Origin of the sequence: Tannerella forsythia, assembly GCF_001006485.1 — a bacterium.
In the GTDB taxonomy this organism is placed as follows: Bacteria; Bacteroidota; Bacteroidia; order Bacteroidales; family Tannerellaceae; genus Tannerella; species Tannerella forsythia.
This window is the reverse complement of the sequence record NZ_JUET01000119.1, coordinates 59,796-75,788: the sequence shown is the minus strand read 5'-3', so window position 1 is coordinate 75,788 and position 15,993 is coordinate 59,796. Positions and strand designations below refer to the sequence as shown.

12 protein-coding genes are annotated in these 15,993 nt (G+C 49.9%); 3 read left to right on the top strand and 9 right to left on the bottom strand.

The features are described 5' to 3' along the window. Nucleotides 1–810 carry a glycogen/starch synthase gene (locus tag Tanf_RS10950; RefSeq protein WP_041591022.1) on the bottom strand — a complete coding sequence of 270 codons (810 nt, stop codon included), beginning with the start codon at nt 808–810 and terminating at the stop codon, nt 1–3. A gap of 197 nt (nt 811–1,007) precedes the next feature. Here Tanf_RS10950 and panC point away from each other — a divergent pair, with 197 nt between their 5' ends. From panC to Tanf_RS10935, 3 genes are all read left to right on the top strand, one after another. Further along, nucleotides 1,008–1,847, top strand: coding sequence for a pantoate--beta-alanine ligase (panC, locus tag Tanf_RS10945; protein WP_046825877.1), 840 nt, complete (start codon nt 1,008–1,010; stop codon nt 1,845–1,847). Between the two features lie 21 nt (nt 1,848–1,868). Further along, complete coding sequence (gene panD, locus Tanf_RS10940) at nt 1,869–2,219, top strand: aspartate 1-decarboxylase (protein WP_014223780.1); 351 nt, start codon at nt 1,869–1,871, stop codon at nt 2,217–2,219. Nucleotides 2,220–2,291: 72 nt separating this feature from the next. After that, nucleotides 2,292–3,614, top strand: a complete 1,323-nt coding sequence (locus Tanf_RS10935) for an MATE family efflux transporter (RefSeq protein WP_046825876.1) — start codon at nt 2,292–2,294, stop codon at nt 3,612–3,614. A gap of 11 nt (nt 3,615–3,625) precedes the next feature. Here Tanf_RS10935 and Tanf_RS10930 read toward each other — a convergent pair whose 3' ends face one another. The 8 genes from Tanf_RS10930 to Tanf_RS10895 form a co-directional block, all read right to left on the bottom strand. Continuing rightward, entirely contained in the window at nt 3,626–4,498 is an 873-nt protein-coding gene (locus Tanf_RS10930) for a hypothetical protein (protein ID WP_052449091.1), read from the bottom strand. Between the two features lie 25 nt (nt 4,499–4,523). Next, complete coding sequence (locus Tanf_RS10925; RefSeq protein WP_371706613.1) at nt 4,524–6,776, bottom strand: GH92 family glycosyl hydrolase; 2,253 nt, start codon at nt 6,774–6,776, stop codon at nt 4,524–4,526. Nucleotide 6,777: 1 nt separating this feature from the next. After that, nucleotides 6,778–7,128 (bottom strand): non-ribosomal peptide synthetase family protein, encoded by a 351-nt coding sequence (locus tag Tanf_RS10920; RefSeq protein WP_014223776.1) that lies wholly within the window; start codon nt 7,126–7,128, stop codon nt 6,778–6,780. A gap of 58 nt (nt 7,129–7,186) precedes the next feature. Further along, nucleotides 7,187–9,727, bottom strand: a complete 2,541-nt coding sequence (locus Tanf_RS10915) for a S9 family peptidase (protein ID WP_052449090.1) — start codon at nt 9,725–9,727, stop codon at nt 7,187–7,189. Then, a complete protein-coding gene (locus tag Tanf_RS10910; protein ID WP_046825874.1) occupies nt 9,717–12,167 on the bottom strand; it encodes a cytochrome c biogenesis protein CcsA in 2,451 nt (816 codons plus the stop codon). Before Tanf_RS10910 ends, Tanf_RS10915 begins: the two co-directional genes overlap by 11 nt. A gap of 99 nt (nt 12,168–12,266) precedes the next feature. Continuing rightward, nucleotides 12,267–13,436, bottom strand: coding sequence for an OmpA family protein (locus tag Tanf_RS10905; protein WP_041590550.1), 1,170 nt, complete (start codon nt 13,434–13,436; stop codon nt 12,267–12,269). Nucleotides 13,437–13,655: 219 nt separating this feature from the next. Continuing rightward, nucleotides 13,656–14,546, bottom strand: a complete 891-nt coding sequence (gene rfbA / locus Tanf_RS10900) for a glucose-1-phosphate thymidylyltransferase RfbA (protein WP_014223771.1) — start codon at nt 14,544–14,546, stop codon at nt 13,656–13,658. Nucleotides 14,547–14,550: 4 nt separating this feature from the next. Next, nucleotides 14,551–15,690, bottom strand: coding sequence for an adenylyltransferase/cytidyltransferase family protein (locus Tanf_RS10895; protein ID WP_046825873.1), 1,140 nt, complete (start codon nt 15,688–15,690; stop codon nt 14,551–14,553). Nucleotides 15,691–15,993: the final 303 nt, after the last annotated feature.

The window sequence follows — 15,993 nt, the reverse complement described above, 5'->3', positions numbered from 1 at the left end:
TTATCTCTTTAAAATCGTATTATAAAATTCGTTATAGGCCTGAACATAATGTTCCGTATTCTGATAGGGAAGAAAACGTTTCTTGCTTTGTGCGATAAATTCTCCTAACCGTTTGTCTATTTTCGAACTGCCCTGTATGATTCCATCCGAAAATTGGACTGCTAATTTGGAGAGCGAGATGCAATCATTTTTTTCGAGTATTTTCAAGTCTCTTGTTGCGGCTCCGTCTTGTTTCAGTTTTTTGCTCAGGTCTTTGTTTAGGGTAGACTTAAATGATTTATCATAAATGGAGTACACCACTTTCGTACGGGCAAAACACGGGTCGTCTGAATACATTCGTTTCAGATACAGCGGAGCTAAGGCCGTGAACCAGCCGTGGCAGTGAATGATGTCGGGAATCCACCGAAGTTTTTTGATCGTTTCAAAGACCCCGCGCACATAAAAGATGGCGCGTTCGTCGTTATCCTTAAATCCGTTTCCCTTTTCGTCGGAGACCGTCGCTTTGCGTTGAAAGAAGTCTTCGTTATCAATAAAATAGACCTGCATCCGCGCTGATTGAATCGAAGCCACCTTGATGATTAACGGATGATCGGTATCGTCAATGATCAGGTTCATCCCGGATAACCGGATGACTTCGTGCAGTTGATTACGGCGTTCGTTGATGCATCCGTATTTGGGCATGAACGTTCTGATTTCGCATCCTTGTTCCTGTATCCCCTGAGGGAGATGGCGACATATATTCGCTATCTCGGACTCCGGCAGATAGGGGGAGATTTCTTGAGCGATAAACAATATTTTCTTAGCGTCCATTTTTTCGGCAAAATAAAATCGACCACAAAGGTAGTAAAAAAAACGGTTAAACGGTGCTTTCATTTTCAGAATGAATCTTAAAAGAAATGTATTTGTTGCCGAAGAGACGGTGTTATGTTCAAGTTATTTTGTTGCTTTGCAGTCGATTTTTGGAACGTAGGGTTCAGCTTTTCATAAGTAACTATAGCTATTTAGAAATGAAGATAATAAATTGTATTGCAGCATTGAGGTCCACTTTGGATGCCGAACGCAGTGCCGGCAAGCGTGTGGGATTAGTGCCTACGATGGGTGCATTGCATGCCGGTCATTTGAGTCTGGTAAACCGTTGTGTGGAGGAGAATGATGTATGTGTGGTCAGTGTGTTCGTCAATCCCACTCAGTTCAATGACAAACGTGATCTGGAGACGTATCCCCGCACCTTGGAGCAGGATTGTGCATTGCTCGAGAAAGCCGGATGCCGGTATGTCTTTGCTCCTTCGGACGAGGAGATGTATCCCGAACCGGACACCCGTGTGTTCGACCTTGGAGCAGTGGCTACGGTGATGGAAGGTGCTTTTCGTCCGGGGCACTTCAACGGAGTAGCTCAGATTGTCAGCAAGTTATTCACGATTATCGAACCGGATCGGGCGTATTTCGGAGAGAAAGACTTTCAGCAGATCGCCGTGATCCGATCGATGACCCGCCTGTTGAAGCTGCCTGTAGAGATTGTGCCCTGTCCGATTGTGCGCGAAGCGGACGGGCTGGCACTGAGCAGCCGCAACGTACGTCTGACGTCTGAACAGCGGCGGATTGCTCCGGTAATTTCGCGTACGTTGAAAGAAAGTTGTATCTTTGCAGCCTCAAGAACGGTGGAGGAAACGAAAGCATGGGTAACGAAAACGCTGAACGAGCATCCGCCGTTGCGTGTCGAATATTTTGAGATCGTTGATGCAACGAGTTTGCAGCCGATTCGTTCATGGGACGAAACGGCCGGGGCGGTTGGATGTGCGGCTGTTTATTGCGGTGATGTGCGGCTGATTGATAATATCAAATATTAAATTAAAGGGAGAAAAAGGAGTATGCTTATCGAGGTGTTAAAATCGAAAATTCATCGGGTGACGGTCACGGATGCCAACCTGAACTACATCGGCAGCATCACGATCGACCGGTCGTTGATGGAGGCCGCCAACCTGATCGAGAACGAGAAAGTACAGATACTGAACAATAACAATGGCGAGCGTTTCGAGACCTACGTGATTGCCGGCGAGCGCGATTCGGGGATTATTTGCCTGAACGGAGCGGCCGCGCGGAGGGTACAACCCGGCGATATCGTGATCATCCTTTCGTATGCTACGATGGATTTCGAGGAGGCGAAAACTTTCAAACCGGCTGTCATTTTCCCCGACACGGCAACGAATAAACTGAAATAAAAGCGTAACGCATCGGGCGTTTAAAAGAAAAGGACAGGTCTGCCGGCACAAGACGACAGACCTTTTTTATCGATGTATACGAACAGACATATCTGGAATATAAGCTATCCGATCTTTCTCAGTTTGCTGGCGCAAAATGTGATTAACGTAACGGATACGGCCTTTTTGGGGCGTGTGGGCGAAGTGGAATTAGGCGCTTCGGCCATGGGCGGGCTGTATTATATCTGCGCCTTTACGATTGCATTCGGGTTCAGTACAGGTTCTCAGATCGTGATCGGCCGCCGGAACGGCGAGCGGAATTTTCCGGCCATCGGCCCTGTGGTGATTCAGGGCATCCTGTTTCTCATGGCATTAGCGGGGGGGCTGTTTCTGGTTTCGCGGATGTGGGCAGGTAATCTGATGCGGCTGATGATCTCGTCGGGAGAGATTTGGAACGCGACGATGGAGTATCTCGACTGGCGGCTGTTCGGGTTTTTCTTTTCGTTCGTCAATGTCATGTTCCGCGCCTTGTTTGTCGGAATAACGAGAACGAAAGTGTTGACACTAAGTGCCGCGGTGATGGCGGTTGTTAATGTTATGCTGGATTATCTGCTGATTTTCGGCCATGCCGGACTGCCGAAGATGGGTCTTCAGGGCGCGGCCATCGCGTCGGTGGCAGCCGAGGCGTTTGCCGTCGGCTTCTTCCTTGTCTACACCTTTCTGACGGTCGATCGCCGGAAGTACGGTTTGAACCGTTTCCGTTCGTTCGACCTGAAGCTGCTCCGTCAGGTACTGAACATTTCGGTATTTATGATGCTGCAATATTTCGTGTCGATGAGTACCTTCTTCCTGTTTTTCATTGTCGTGGAACGGCTCGGACAGCGTGAACTGGCTATTGCCAACATCGTCCGGAGCATCTACATCGTGATGTTCATTCCGGTCAATGCATTGTCTACAACGACGAACACGATGGTCAGCAACCTGATGGGAGCGGGTAAGTTCCCGATGGTGATTCCGCTGATTCGCCGCATTGCCGGAATCTCGATGGGCATCATGCTCTTATTCTCGGCCATGCTCTCTTTGTTTCCGGAAACGATTCTTTCGATTTATACGAACGACGTATCGCTGATTGCATCGTCCGTACCGTCGGTTTATGTCATTGCTTTGGCCACATTGTGTTGCTCGGTGGCGAGTATCGTGTTCAGCGGGGTATCGGGTACGGGAAATACGCGTTCGGCGTTTGGGCTTGAGATGATCGTTCTGGTCGTCTACACCCTGTTTATTTATGTTTCGGGTATTTGGCTTCAACAGCCCGTGCATATCTGTTTTATTGCAGAAATCGTCTACTTTTCAGGCTTATTGATCGTCAGTGTCGCCTATTTGCGCTGGTCGGCGTGGGACAGGAAGAAAATATAGGGGCGGGTGCGCTAAAAACACCGGATATAGGCTAACGAATAGCTGTCGTACAGATTGTCGTACATTCCGTGCTTAAAGCGTATGGAGATGATGTTCTTTTTAATTTCGTATTCAAATTTGGTGCGCAAAGTAACCGGATGATCGCCGTTGTTTTTGTAGCCGTAGAATCCCGAATAATCGGCCGCGAGCGATACGTTGTATAATTTCACGCTCATCCCGAAGCCGTAGAGCAAGGCGTCGTTCTGGCGATGCACAAGGTCGTTCGTCATCCAGCAATAGAAGCCGAGCAGGCCCTGCAAGCGCAGCGCTGCCGATCCGTCGGCATTTTGAAGCAGGTTGCGGCCTGCTGTCAGATCGAACCAGTACGAGGCCGCATCCGTATAACGGGCATCGGCCAGGCGGCCTCCGCTGGCCGTTTTCAGGTTGGCGCTCACCATCAAGTCACACCAGCGATCGCTGCGAAGCACCTGATAGAACGAATGAATCAGCACGTCGCCGTAACAGCGGAAGGGAGGTTTTGTTTCTGCGGCACGACGCTCGAGCTTCACAGCCTCCGTCGTCTCGTAATTTTCCGTGACGACTCCGGCTATTTCCACCCCCGCCTTGCCATGGGCTATCGGAATAAAGAGCCGGGCGAAGAGATCGCTCGTCTTATCACCCGCATAGTAATGATAGTCTCCTCTCAGTTCCAACTCCCAGCGTGTACCGATACGACCGCTCCGCAGTTCCGAAATCGGGAAAGCATTTGGCCCGAAATAACGTGGGGTATAAATCAGCAATTTCATCCGTTCGCGCCAATCTTCGTCTTCGCCTTGCGCAAAGAGTAGGAAGGGGATAGCAAGCAATATGATAACAAGTCCTTTCGTTCTTGAAGAAACATTCATTCGTTTACGTTTTTGGGGTGCAAACTTACAAAAAATCTGCGGGTTCGGATCCCATAGTAAACTCCAGCACTCCGCCGGCCGTTATCGCGGCGAAGTCGATGTACGATTTATCATACGGAGCGCCGTTCAGCGTAACCGACCGGATGTATTTATTCGCCGCGCTGTTGTTCTTGGCGACGATCCGGAACGTCTTGCCGTTGCCGACTTGCAGCGTGGCTTCGTTCACCACGGGGCTGCCGAAGAAGTAACGTCCGCCGGCAGGTTCTACCTGATACATGCCGAGGGCCGACAGGACGTACCATGCCGACATCTGACCGACGTCTTCGTTGCCGCAAAGTCCCGCGGGACGGTCGGAATAAAGGCTGTCGAGCACGAAACGCACTTTCTCGGCCGTCTTGGCGGGCTTACCGATGCACGAATAGAGGTAGAGCACGTGATGGCCCGGCTCGTTGCCGTGCGCATACTGGCCGATCAGTCCGCTGATGTCGGGCGAGGCATCCGCACCCATATCGCCGGAGACGATGAAGAGCGAGTCGAGCTTCTGCTCAAAGGCTTCGCGACTGCCGAACAGTGCGACCAGTCCTTCCACATCGTGCGGTACGAGCCACGTGTATTGCCATGCCGTTCCCTCGGTATAATCGTTCTCACGGTGCACGGAGTGGAACGGATCGAACGGTGTACGGAAATTCCCCTTCGAGTCTTTTCCGCGCATAAACCCGGTCGACGGGTCGAAATAATGCGTATAAGCCTTGCTCAGCTTCGTGAAATAGGCGGCATCTTCTTCCTTACCCATCTGTTTGGCTACTTGCGCCACGCTCCAGTTCGCAATCGCGTACTCCATCGTTTTGGCTACCGACTCCACTTCCTTATCGAAGGGGATATAGCCGTATTCCTTTATGTAACCCTGACCTCTTTCATCGAGCATGGCCGAGGTCTTCATCGCCTCGAAGGCCAGCTCCTTATCGAATCCGTCGAACCCTTTCAGCACGGCGTCGGCTACCACGCAGATGCCCGGATTACCGACCATGCAATCCGTTTCGTTCGCCATCAGATGCCAAACGGGCAGTTTGCCCTGCTCCTGATAAATCGCCAGCATGGTGCGGACGATATCCGACATTTTCTCGGGGTGAATCAGCGTCATCAGCGGATGTGCCGCACGGTAGGTATCCCACAGCGAGAAGGTTGTATAGTTCGTAAATCCGGCCTGAGGGTGCACGGCTTTGTCCGTCCCGAAATAGTCCTTGTTGACATCGCAGACCTCCGACGGAGCAATCATCGTATGATAGAGTGCGGTGTAGAAGATGCGCTTCGTGCGTTCGTCGGCATCGATCATCACCTTGTTCAGCTCCTCGTTCCACGCCTTGTCGGCCTGAGCCACTGTCCCTTCGAAGTCCCAGCCCGGCAGCTCGGCCTGCAGATTCATTTTCGCATTCTCGGCGCTCACGGGCGAGAGGGCTACTTTCACGTAGATCGTCTCGTTATCTTCCGTCTCGAAGAACGCCTGTCCGTAGGCTGCCGATGCCCCCTCTTTCAGTTCTTTCCGCTCCTGCCGGAAGCCTTTGAGCGGCTTCGAGAAGACGGCCGTGAAATAGATGCGCTGATCGTGAGCCCATCCCTGCGAGCAACGATAACCCGATACGGTCGTATCATTTTCTTGCATGACGACACCATCGACCGGGCGATCCCACCCGATGCCGTGCTCAAGGTCGAAAATCACTTGGGCATCGGCCGATTTCGGGAAGGTGAACTTATGAAACCCGACGCGCTTCGTGGCCGTCAGTTCCACATCGATGCCGAAGCGATCCAGCCGCACGGCGTAATAACCGGGGCGTACCTTCTCCGTCGATCGGCTGAACAGCGAATAGATGCCCGAAGCGGGATCGCTCAGGTCGCCGCGTGTCAGTTTCACCTCGCCGACGGCCGGCATCAACGAGATATCGCCGAGGTCGCCGATACCCGTCCCGCTCAGGTGCATCTGTCCGAACCCGATAATCGTCGAGTCCGTGATATGATAACCGGAGCACCAGTCCCACCCCTGACTGTAATTCGTCGGGCCCACTTGTACGAGCCCGAACGGAACGTTCGCCCCGACGAATACATGCCCATGATCGCCCGTCCCGATGTACGGATCGACATACTGTGTCAGATTTTGTAAGGATGAAGGCTGACCGCCCTCCTCTCCGCCGCTGCGCTTGCAGGCCGTTGCCACGATGGCGAGCATCAGGAAGCCCCACGCGCCGGCCGTTTTCATTTTTGGCAGAATCTTTGTTTGTCTCATTTTACTCATTATTACGTTTAACTAATTCATCTGTCTGTTCTTTCCTCTCAAGTTTCCCATTTCTGAAAACGAAAAACGTGCTTACCATGTGCTCATTCAGGCTCGCATAAAGACCTTCCTTGTAGCATAACACTTCAATCGTATCGCCATCTTCCGTGTATAGTTCTTCCTTAAAAGGCTGACCGTACTTTTCCAAAATAAACGCTTTGCTAACTCCCAGCTTGATGTCTTCGTTCCGGAATCGGGACGAACTCCTGAAAATGGAACACCCCGACAGCATCAGGAAGAACAGCACTGTCAGAGCAAGCATTTTCATCCGGCAGATTGTGCTGGCTGTAAAATTGGCTTTCATATCGAATCATTTATAAATAAAACATTCCTGCTAATTCTATTCATTCTCCATCCTAAATTCAATCCCGATAGAGATCGTTCCACCACGAAGCGTCTCCCTTCAACCATTTCTCGAACCACGCAAAGATCGATTCGTTCCATTTCAGGCGTTTCTCGTAATCGAGGATCTGGTGATTCTCTCCTTCAACCTGAAGGAGTTCAGCCGGCTTGCCCAAAATCTTCAGGGCGGTGTACATCTGAATGCTTTCTCCGGGCGGCACATTCGTATCGGCCGTACCATGAACGAGTAAGATCGGCGTCTTGATCTTATCGGCATGGAACAACGGGCTCTGATCGACGTATAACTCCCGGTTATTCCACGGATAACTGCCGGCGCTGGCTGCCGTGCTGTACGAATACCCCCAATAGCCTTCGCCCCAATAACTACTGATGGAGCTGATGCCCGCGTGCGATACGGCGGCGGCAAACATATCCGTGCGCGTCTGGAGATACATCGTCATGAAACCTCCGTATGACGCGCCCATACATCCGATCTTCGTGGAATCGACAAAAGGATGTTCGGCGATAAACTTCTTCGTCCCTTCGATGATATCGTCCGACGAACGCCGTCCCCACGTATTGACGTGCAAGGCAGAGAACCGCTGGCCGAATCCGGTGGCGCCACTTGGTTGAAGCACGTACACGACATAGCCCATCGCCGCGTAAACGTGCATCGGGTAACGGCTTTCGAAACGTCGCTCCACAGGCGAAGTGCCTCCGTAATAATATACAATCATCGGATACTTTTTCGTGGCGTCGAAGTCGGGGGGCAGGTAATAGTATCCTTTGATTTCGGTACGATCCGAATTCATGAAGTTCCAGTTCTGCACTTCGCCGAGCGTCAGTTGCGACAGCTGCCGCCGGTAAGGATCGGCGATCCGGGTCATTCTTCCTGTCCTTACATTATATATATAGGCACGTGTCGAGTTGGAAAGGCTCACTCCCGAATAAGCAAGCACGGGAGCATGTTCTGCGACTTCAAACCCGTTCACCACTTCTTCTTCGGATGGCAGGCGCGTATATCGTTTCGTATTCAGATCGTATCTATACAGGCAAACACGGTCTTCATCTTCCGCCTGAAAGTAAATCGTCCGGCTGTCGGCGCTCCATTGCCCTCTCATCAGGCTCGGATTAAAATCCTTCGTGATCGGCTCGATCTTCTTTGTCGATAAATCCATCAGAAAAGCCTGCGTATCGTAGCTGTTGGCAATTTGCCCCTCGGCTACATTCAGCCCGATCCCGCCGAAAGACTCGGGAGCGCCCAGAATCAAGAGCTGCTTTCCGTCAGGCGAAAACCGTGCGTAGGATGCGAACCGATCTTTCCACCACAACGTATCGGCCGTCATCGTCTTGAGGTCGAGGCGGAACAGGGACGATTTACGGAAAGGTCGTTCCGTGATCGTCTCTTCGGTAGTCGAGAACAGGATATAGCGACCGTCCCGGCTCACGTCGTTTAACTGCGTGTGATGTGCCCCGAAGGTCAACTGGCGGGTCAGTCCCGTCGCTAAATCGTAACGATAAATAAAGGCGTGGCGCGGTTTATGTCCGGCGCGTTCCGTCAACGTATGCATGCGGAAAATGTTTCCCGGCTTCTCGTCCGTTTCATCGGCTTTTGTGTAGAACAACGCTTTCTCGTCCGGCGAGATCAGGAACGATTCCTCCGGAATATCTTCGGCTAATATCTCTTCTTCGAGCGTTTCCGGCCGGATCGCGATAAGACGTATCCGTTCGTCTGCTTTCGGATGGTAAACCAGACGCTCGGTTCTCGGCATCCATCGTAGACCGCGCTTTTGTCGGTCTGTATCGATCGTTACCCGTCGGCCGGTTTGGACATGGTACAGTTCTGTGGAGTAGGAGGTTCTCTTTCCATACGACTTGGTATAGGAAATCAACACATAATTTCCCTGCGGAGATATCGACGTTCCGCTCACACGTTTTCCCTTAATGATATCGTCCAGCACGATCCGGCGTTTCGAATCATGCGAGACCAACCATCCGGCCGAACTCTTTGCGTCGTTTTCGAGCATTATTTTCAAAGTCGTCCCCGCGTTTGTTGCCGACGGAGAGAATAACTTAACTACCACCCGGGCGGCCTGCGGATACGGAGCGAGCGTAGCGGATAACTCCTTCGCCTGAGCTTGTGACTCTTCGGCGGTCGTCTTTGTCGAAACCGATGTGCCATTCACAAACAGCTCGGCCAATGCAGGGGTAACGACCTTCACCTTCACTTTTCCGTATGCTTTTCCGTGCACATAGAAAGAGAAAAGTTGTACAAATGGCTTCTCCGTTCCTGAAGCGAGATGAAACAGTCCGGCCGTATCGGCTTCGTATGGCTGGGTAAAGGCCGCTTGTTCCGGCACCGTCAGATTTAGTTTCAGTAACCTCTCATGATTAAACGAGTTACCTTTCTGGTCGACCGAGTCAACGGCCAACGGTTGGTCTACTTCGAGCGGAGCGACTCCCCGCAGCGTCGTCAAAGTTGCACTCTGTGCCGAACCATGGATAAGACCCAGTACAAACAGCAGACCCGTCTGACATGTACGATTGATTTTATGTTTCATATAAGTTGTGTTTTATGCGATTCATTTTCAGGAACCGTCCTTTCCGTGCGGTGACAATCAGTACGGCTACTATACCGGCTATGATATACAGATAGATAAAGAGGCCTTGGATACTGTCGTTTTGCCCGTACGAATGCATGCCGCTCAGGAAATAGTTCACCCCGAAATACGTCATTAATACCGAAGCAAAGGCTATAACCGAACACAGATTGAGCGACCAGAGGTTGTACCATTGAGGCAGTAGATGGAGATGGGTGACCATCGTATAAACGACGATCGTTATCAACGCCCACGTCTCTTTCGGATCCCATCCCCAGTAGCGTCCCCATGATTCATTGGCCCATACGGCGCCCATGAAAGTACCGATCGTCATCAACATCAGCCCCGCAAGTAAAGCGATTTCATTGATGATACCCAGTTCACGGAACGACCGGGCGTGATGTTTTATCCGCTCTTTTCCGAGTATGCTCATCATCGTCAGGCTCGTTATTCCGATCAGACAGGAGATGCCGAAAAAACCGTAAGCCATCATGAGGACAGCTACGTGAAACATAAGCCACGGCGACTTCAAAACGGGCACTAACGGATTGATCTGCGGGTCCATCCAATTCAGCCCCGACACGAACAGGATCACGCCGGCGAACAGGGTGGCTAATGCAAAAGTCATCGGGTTGCGGCGCATAAACAAAAAGCCGGCCAAAGCGGTAGCCCATGCCATATAAACCATCGTTTCATACGAGTTACTCCATGGGGCATAGCCTCCTATAAACCATCGAAATCCCATACCCAGAATATGAAACGCAAAGACTGTTCCCACCCCCAAGGACAGTACCCCGAGCATACGGCGAATCCATCGGGAATCTTTAAAGAACAAGATAAACGAAAGCAATAGCATCATCCCGCCCAAAGATAAATAACCGATCTTGCATCGACGGAACGGATCCAGTTTATTATACATCACTTCCAACCGGATGCGGTCCGCATCGATGTCGATCGTACGACTCTTTTCTTCCTGATAGTTTCTGATCCTCTGCAACGCATCGTCAGCCTTGCTCCAATCGCCCGACTTCAATGCCCGCCTCACCTCCGAGAGATATGCTGCAAAACTCTGCGAAACAAACACCGAATCGGCTCCGCCGTATGCCGATAAATCGTCTCCCGGAGCATACCAGCGGCTGTTGGTGTCCGTCTCATGCGGGAAGATGCGGAGCAGCTGTCCGTTTGCTACTTGATGAAAGATATTGATCTGTTCGTCCAGCTTGATGAGGTCTTTATCGAATCCCGACCGCTGTGTCGGTATTTTTCGGTAAGCTTCCTCAAGGCGCACCTGTAACTTATATGTTCCATCCGGATGGAACAGCTCGGCATAGGCGCATTCGCCTTTTGTCAGGTCATAATATGCTGCCAGTTCGTTATCCGGCAATGCCATGAAAGGCACATACATCCACATCTCCGGCATAGTCAACAGACTCAACAGAAAACGATCGGCGCTTAGCCCGTCGATTGTACTCTTTTTATGCAATTTGCGCAATATCTCGGACGAGAATGTATGGACCGGGATCATGCGTCCGTTCATCGATTGTACCGGAAGCGATCCGAACCGCGCGAGGTGCTCGTCTGGAATATGGATTTGCAAGACTGCTTTCTTCATTGCAGCCCGATCCGGCATGCTCCATACGCTGACAGGAAGCATGCAGGGCAGGAAAAGAAAAACGGTCGTATGATTTTTCAGTTGACTGATCAACCGGCGTATACGACTGTTTCGTCCCACCACACACCCGATGAATCCGACCATGAGTAAAAGATAGCCTGCATACGTCACATTACGTCCCGCCACGTCTTTGTTGACGGAAAGAATCGTGCCGCGCTCATCGGGATCGAACGATGCCTGAAAGAAACGGTAGCCTTTTACATCGAGCACATTATTCATAAAGACACATTCCCGATGCACCTCCCCATCATCAACATAAACGAGTAGATTGCTTTCGTACGACGAGGGGCTTGTGGAGCCGGGATAACGGGTCAAGGTAAATCGTTCCAGTTCGATCTCGAACGGTAAGGGATCCATCCGTTGTCCGTGATTGGAACGAATATGAATCCGGTCCTTCTTCTCTCCTTCTCTCAGATGAATCGTGCCTTCTACACCGAACAGATGCGATATGACGGATCCTGACAGGATGACAACCCATGAGAAATGCACGAGCAACATGCTCCAACGCTTCTTTTGCAAGAACTGTCGCCGTCGTATAATGGCCGCAAAGTTGGCGATCAGTAAAAGCTGAAGGAGAAAAAATAAGGGAGAATAGTAGATCAATACTTTAGCCAATGTCGAACCATGCGCTTTCTCGATGAGCGTTGCTGCCGAGAGTCCCACGGCATACATCGTGAACAACAGCAACATCGTTCGATATGAAGACATTATTTTTTCAATCGGAGACATATGTTGTTTATAGCGGTGACAAAGCTACAAAAATATAAAGACAAAAAAAAGCCGATGGAAGAAATCCACCGGCCTTTTCGGTTATGGTCTTACGATTGATTATTTATCGTCTGTATTCATGATAACCACACGGTTCCAAGCATTTTCAGCATACGGCTGAACTGTATCACCCATCCACTCAATAGAGATATTGTCGGAAGAGATACCGTATTTGTCGATAAGCTGTTTCGCAACCGCTCTTGCACGTCTTTCAGAAATGCCTTTGTTGTAGTCCGGGTTACCTGTCTTTCTGTCTGCATAACCAACCAACTTGATCGGCAAGCTGTGTTTCTTTGCATATTCGGCTGTATTGAAGATGCTAACTTCCTGATGTTTGTCGATTCTTGCGCTGTTCAGACGGAAGTAAACTACGTTTTGCAGATTTTCACGCGGTTCTTTCACTTCCGGGCACTTCGGACATTCCGGACAGAATTCCGGACGTTTGCTCAACTCAGCATTTTCAGCACGCAATGCGTTGATCTGAGAATTCAGGTCGTTCAGCAAATCGTAATCCATCGGCTCAAGTACTTCAAATTCTTTTCTTCCGAGATTGAAGTTCAGACCCAACATAGCCTGTACCGGACGGTCGTAGCGAGGACGTGCGTGAGAATCCCAGTTCCAGTGCTCCCCCAGCAGGGTGTATTGTCCTTCTAAGAACAAATCCACACGTTTGCCCAGACGGAACATGAATTGAACACCCCCGTTGATCGATGCCGACTCAGCTCTCGGGAAACTGTTGTTATTTTTGTCGCTATAACCCGGGCGAAGTGCGTAACCCAGACCTACGAACGGAATGAAGCGGAACACTTTCGATTCTTTGTAAGGAGCCCAGAAATTGGTTACATCCCACATGATGTCCACATGCGGATTGATCCACCAGAAATCTTGTGCGTTATCGCTCTTATAATCTTTTACATAGCTGTAATTTTTCATCTTACCGCCATTCACTTGCAAACGGAAGGCCATGTATGGGTTGTACCATTTACCGATAGAGATCGCTCCCGACGGGGCAATACGATCGGCAAAGTCGGCATTGCCGTTCAAGTCTCCAAACAAGATGTTTCCACCTCCGGCCAACGAGATAAACATGTTATCCGTTGCCTTGTTTTTCTTAAAGTTCGTTTTCGAACCGTTCTCGGTGCTGAAGCCTACCTGCGGCTGGTATTGCTGCGCAGAAACAGACAATGCAGCTCCGAATAACATCGCTAAAAGTAATACCTTAGTCTTCATAATCTATTCATATTTTATTAAACAATAACCTATTATTATATCTATACATTTGCTAATACACATTTCGCGGCAAAGGTAATCCTTTTTTTCTTCCAAACAAATAAAATATGTATTTTGTTCTGAATTTTTTTCAATGCCTTCGCTACTCTTTCTTATGTTGATCACCAGATATCTATGAATCCGTCTTCCCGTTTCTCATACGAGTGTTTGATGGATGTTCTACAGACTGTTCTGACTTTCCATCCATAGTTTCATCAAATATTCTCCATACGGATTTTTCATCATCGGTTCTGCATTTCTTTTCAACTGATCCGTACCGATCCAACCCTGCCGGAAAGCTATTTCTTCTACACAAGCGATTTTCAGCCCCTGCCGCCGCTCAATCACCTCTACAAAAGTGGAAGCCTCGGTCAGAGAGGTGTGGGTACCGGTGTCCAACCATGCAAACCCACGCCCGAGCAGCTCGACTTTTAGTCGTCCGCGATTTAGAAATGCCTGGTTCACCGAAGTGATTTCCAGTTCTCCGCGAGCTGACGGTCGAACGTTGCGAGCTATTTCGACCACCTCGTTCGGATAGAAATAAAGTCCGACAACGGCATAGTTCGATTGCGCATGTTCTGGTTTTTCTTCAATGCTCAGTACGTTCCCTTGCTTATCGAACGTCGCTACGCCATATCGTTCGGGATCGTTTACGTAATAACCGAAGACGGTTGCATTTTGTTCTTCGCAAACGTTAAAAACTGCGGTTTTTAACATTTGTGTAAAACGTTGCCCGTAGAAAATGTTATCGCCCAATATAAGGCAAACATCTTCTTCTCCAATAAAATCCGCCCCAATAATAAACGCCTGTGCCAATCCGTCGGGCGAAGGCTGTTCGGCATATTCGAAGCGGACTCCCCAGTCCGATCCGTCGCCTAACAGACGCTGAAAACCGGGTAAGTCCCAAGGAGTAGAGATAATCAAAATATCCCGTATACCGGCCAGCATGAGTACCGATATTGGATAATATATCATCGGCTTGTCGTAGATAGGGATCATCTGTTTCGATATCCCTTTTGTGATGGGGTACAGGCGTGTCCCTGAACCTCCGGCTAAAACAATTCCTTTCATCTTGTTATCCTCTTCTGATACGTATTTGAATGGCCTTTTCGACAGGCTGCTCACTGACGAAAACGAGATAGCCTCCGCCGCCCGCACCGCTTATCTTCCATCCCAATACCTTTGATTTATATGTTTCTAAAACAGTTGACACTTCGGAGATGATCATGTTGGGGAACATAGCCACCTGCGCCTCGAAACTGTCTGACGCTGCCTTTCCCCAAGCGATTACATCTTTTGCTTTCAACGCTTGCCAACATGCCTCGGCCGCCTGACTCAGGCGCTGTGCATCGGATTCGTTGATGTGCGTGTCTGCAAGTACGTCGTATTCGGCATGACGCGGAGACAGAGGGACAAGCCACAGACGCTCTTCGATCCATCCCAACAGATCACGATCGGTTATCGATTCGATCGATTCCGGCCAGTAGTCTCCGTTATAGTAGAGCCGGTTCAATCCCGGCAGCACAATACCCAGCGAATCCTGTGAGCCGCTGACGTATTTCGTTCCCGGCGGATTCTCAAAACAGAATAAAGTACGCGCCAGTTTTTCTTTATCTCCTTCCGGAAGATCCGCCTGCCATAATTCGATTGCTTTTTTACGTGAGCTTGTCGACATTCCGCTACGATCGTTGAATTCGTAGTCCGGTTCGATACTTATTGTCAGAACAGCGCCGGGGCAATACTTGCTGACGGAAGGTTGATCGAGCCAACCTCCGGCCAGATCAAGCCGATAAGGAATCAGACATTCTTTCCGTAACGCCGTTGTTGAACGAACGGGCAGACCGCCGTGCGGAATCCGTTGACTGACGATGTACCGAATGCCCAATTCTTGGCATAGCCGCTCCTTAGCCGGCGTATGTCCGTCGCTGTTGACGAAAAAGATATCCGGCTGCAAGCGTTTCAGATCTTCGACGAAGTCAAGCACTCCGCTACCGCTGTTCACCCATGCCTCTTTGACACTCTTCAGGGCTCTGACCATGTAAAGACGTTCGTCTTCCGTGTGAATCGTTTTGCGTGCTTTCAGTTCATGGATGGTTTTGTCGGAGCCGATGCCGACATACAAGTCTCCGTGCGTGGCCGCTTCTTCAAAAAAAGCAACGTGCCCGCTGTGTAGCATGTCGTAACATCCGCTGACAAAAACTTTCTTTTTTCCCATTCTTCGTATTTCTTATTCTCTTATAAGTAAGTATTCAATATTCCATGCAGTAAAGCAGTGAAATGATTAAGGCGTAAAGAAGAGTGAAAAGCACAAAGTTTATACGACCTTGCCACATTACTTCTTTACTACGTTACTACGGGACAAATGTATAAATTTTCCTGTTTATGTGCCATCTTTTCAAAAAATACGACTTAAAGTACAGGTGAACGGCACAACGATATTTTTCTATACACTGCAAAAACGAAGTTTCCCGGGAGAGGTGCTACATGCGAGCGATAACCTCCGGGAAACAATTCGCTA

Coding starts and splice junctions, on each gene's coding strand:
- panC (WP_046825877.1), top strand. CDS start 1,008: ATGAAGATAATAAATTGTATTGCAGCATTGAGGTCCACTTTGGATGCC.
- Tanf_RS10950 (WP_041591022.1), bottom strand. CDS start 810: ATGGACGCTAAGAAAATATTGTTTATCGCTCAAGAAATCTCCCCCTAT.
- Tanf_RS10915 (WP_052449090.1), bottom strand. CDS start 9,727: ATGAAACATAAAATCAATCGTACATGTCAGACGGGTCTGCTGTTTGTA.
- rfbA (WP_014223771.1), bottom strand. CDS start 14,546: ATGAAAGGAATTGTTTTAGCCGGAGGTTCAGGGACACGCCTGTACCCC.
- Tanf_RS10935 (WP_046825876.1), top strand. CDS start 2,292: ATGTATACGAACAGACATATCTGGAATATAAGCTATCCGATCTTTCTC.
- Tanf_RS10910 (WP_046825874.1), bottom strand. CDS start 12,167: ATGTCTCCGATTGAAAAAATAATGTCTTCATATCGAACGATGTTGCTG.
- Tanf_RS10920 (WP_014223776.1), bottom strand. CDS start 7,128: ATGAAAGCCAATTTTACAGCCAGCACAATCTGCCGGATGAAAATGCTT.
- Tanf_RS10895 (WP_046825873.1), bottom strand. CDS start 15,690: ATGGGAAAAAAGAAAGTTTTTGTCAGCGGATGTTACGACATGCTACAC.
- Tanf_RS10930 (WP_052449091.1), bottom strand. CDS start 4,498: ATGAATGTTTCTTCAAGAACGAAAGGACTTGTTATCATATTGCTTGCT.
- Tanf_RS10905 (WP_041590550.1), bottom strand. CDS start 13,436: ATGAAGACTAAGGTATTACTTTTAGCGATGTTATTCGGAGCTGCATTG.
- panD (WP_014223780.1), top strand. CDS start 1,869: ATGCTTATCGAGGTGTTAAAATCGAAAATTCATCGGGTGACGGTCACG.
- Tanf_RS10925 (WP_371706613.1), bottom strand. CDS start 6,776: ATGAGACAAACAAAGATTCTGCCAAAAATGAAAACGGCCGGCGCGTGG.